This window comes from Neisseria sp. P0022.S010 (assembly GCF_051956635.1).
The window spans coordinates 1-2,505 of record NZ_JBQCXF010000440.1 but is presented as its reverse complement, the minus strand read 5'-3'; the positions used below and the strand labels follow the sequence as shown (position 1 = coordinate 2,505).

Here is a 2,505-nt window from a genome sequence, read left to right as displayed (position 1 = left end):
ATTTCTTCTTGGATTTCCTCGATGGTTTTTTCTACGTCGGGGTAGGTGTAGTCTTCATCGGCAACAATCAGCCAGCGGCGGAAGGTTTGGTATTCGCCGGTATCGCGGTCGATTTCGACGCGCACGTCCATGTGCTCGCGGTCGGCTTTTTTCTTGGCGGCAGTAGAGAGGGCGAATTCAAGGGCTTTGAATACGACTTCCGTTTCAACGTTTTTTTCACTTGCCAGCGCTTCGGCCAGCTGTAACATTTCGCGACTCATTTTCTAGAATCTCCAAGTAATCGGTTTTTAAAATTTAAATTCGGGGCGCAAACGGGCTTTGTCGATGTTGCTCAATTCGATTTGGGCAGTTTTGCCGTCGAAAGAGACGGTAACAATGTCGTTTTCGCAAGATTCGATGCGGCCGATGAAGTTTTTCTGACCATCAATCGGCAGGCGTGTTTTGATTTTGGCGTTCTGGCCGGTAAAGCGCACGAAGTCGGCGGCTTTTTTCAACGGCCGGTCAAGGCCCGGGCTGGAGATTTCCAAGCGTCTGTAGTCGATGTCTTCAACCATGAACACGCGGCTCAGATGGTTGCTGACAGTGGCGCAGTCTTCGACGGTGATGCCGCCTTCTTTATCAATAAAAATGCGCAAATCGCCTTGCGCGGTCAGTTCGAAATCGACCAGCTCGTAGCCCAAGCCGGGCAGGGTTTTATCAAGAATGCTTTGAATATCCATGCTTCTCCAGAAGTACATAAACAAAAAAATGGCCGCGCGGCCATTTTTCGTGTGATTTGAAAAATTGGCCTATTATAACTGTTTTCCAGATAAAAGAAAAGCGTTGATTTGGCGTGGATTTTTTGAAGTGATTGCTTAAATGTAAAGGGGAGGGGTGAGGCCGTCTGAAAAGGGAATTGTTGACAAGTTTTGATATGGTGTTTCTGAAATTATTTTGGAAAACAAAGAATTGGTATTGCTTTGTTTTCAGACGGCCTTGGATTTCCTGATTTTTCATGCTTGCACAATGTGCAAGGCGGTTCTACAATTTCTTCATACCCTCCGAATAAGAAAGATGGCCGCTATGTCCGTACACCCGATTTATAATTTTTCCGCAGGTCCTGCCGTATTGCCGGAAGCCGTATTGCGTACCGCGCAACAGGAAATGCTCGACTACAACGGTACGGGTTTCCCCGTGATGGCGATGAGCCACCGTTCGGATATGTTTTTGAGTATTCTGCATCATGCCGAACAAGACTTGCGCCAGCTTTTGAATATTCCGTCCAACTATAAAATCCTGTTTTTACAGGGCGGTGCGACCACGCAATTCAATATGGTGGCCATGAATTTGGCGCACGGTTTTGCGACTGCCGACGCGGTGGTAACGGGCAACTGGAGCCGTATTGCCTATGAACAGATGAGCCGTTTGAGCAATGCCGAAATCCGTTTGGCTGCGCATGGCGGCGAGCAATATGCCTATAAAAACCTGCCTGCGGTTGAGGATTGGGATGTCAACCCGAATTCTGCGTTTGTTCATTTTGCGATTAATGAAACCGTAAACGGCTTGCAGTATCAAAACGTCCCCAAACTTTCAGACGGCCTGCCGCCGCTGGTGTGCGATATGTCCAGCGAGATTTTGTCGCGTGAGTTTGATGTGTCCGATTACGGCCTGATTTATGCCGGCGCACAAAAAAATATCGGTCCTGCCGGTGCGACCGTGGTCATTATCCGCGAGGATTTGCTGGAGCGTTGTCCGAACGATATTCCCGATGTGTTCAACTACCGTTCGCACATCAACCGCGACGGTATGTACAACACGCCGTCCACCTATGCGATTTATATGTCGGGCTTGGTGTTCCGCTGGCTACAAACGCAGGGAGGTGTGAAAAAAATTGAAGCGGTCAATCGAATGAAGGCGCAAACCTTGTATGAGGCGATAGACGGCAGCAGCGGTTTTTACATCAACGATATTCATCCTGATGCGCGTTCCAAAATGAACGTGGTCTTCAAAACTGCAAGCGAAGACTTGGACCGCCGCTTTGTGTTGGAAGCCGAGTTGCAGGGCTTGTGCCTGCTCAAGGGTTATAAAACCGTCGGTGGTATGCGCGCCAGCATTTACAATGCGATGCCGCTTGAAGGTGTGAACGCGTTGGCCGAATTTATGAAAGATTTCCAACGACGTTACGGTTAAGATGAAGATATAAAAAGGCCGTCTGAAACCCAGTTTCAGACGGCCTTTTGATTTGAACAAGCCTTATTCGGTCACTTCTTCAGTGATGCTGTCGCGGTAGATGGTGTTGTCGTAAGTCGGCACGGGAGGCGGCAGCAGGTTGTCGAGTGTCAGCGCGGACGGATTCAGCGTCGGGTAGCCGCTGAAGGTGACGGAATAACCGCCGTTGCCGGTACTGCGGACTTTGGCATGCGCGCCCAACGGGAAAGTGGTTTTGTTGGTGATGTGGCCGAATGGGAAACCGGTCAACACAGGAATCTTGGCGGTGCGCGAAATGTGGTTGACGACGGCGGAGAA

General features: G+C 49.6%; 3 protein-coding genes and 1 pseudogene. 1 reads left to right on the top strand and 3 read right to left on the bottom strand.

All coding sequences use genetic code 11. The features are described 5' to 3' along the window. Together ACTHUT_RS17915 and rimP are read right to left on the bottom strand one after the other, a co-directional pair. Nucleotides 1-260: NusA N-terminal domain-containing protein (locus ACTHUT_RS17915; protein WP_440419271.1), on the bottom strand; the 260-nt coding region annotated here is incomplete at its 3' end. Between the two features lie 27 nt (nucleotides 261-287). Then, nucleotides 288-719 (bottom strand): ribosome maturation factor RimP, encoded by a 432-nt coding sequence (gene rimP / locus ACTHUT_RS17910; protein ID WP_440385584.1) that lies wholly within the window; start codon nucleotides 717-719, stop codon nucleotides 288-290. A gap of 343 nt (nucleotides 720-1,062) precedes the next feature. Here rimP and serC point away from each other — a divergent pair, with 343 nt between their 5' ends. Further along, a complete protein-coding gene (gene serC, locus ACTHUT_RS17905) occupies nucleotides 1,063-2,169 on the top strand; it encodes a phosphoserine transaminase (RefSeq protein WP_440385585.1) in 1,107 nt (368 codons plus the stop codon). A 63-nt stretch (nucleotides 2,170-2,232) separates the two neighbouring features. On the opposite strand, the pseudogene ACTHUT_RS17900 reads toward serC, so the two are convergent. Then, nucleotides 2,233-2,505 (bottom strand): annotated as a pseudogene (locus ACTHUT_RS17900) (LD-carboxypeptidase); the annotation flags it as partial.

Excerpts from the sequence above, each read along its gene's own strand:
- serC (WP_440385585.1), top strand. The coding sequence starts at position 1,063 with ATGTCCGTACACCCGATTTATAATTTTTCCGCAGGTCCTGCCGTATTG.
- rimP (WP_440385584.1), bottom strand. The coding sequence starts at position 719 with ATGGATATTCAAAGCATTCTTGATAAAACCCTGCCCGGCTTGGGCTAC.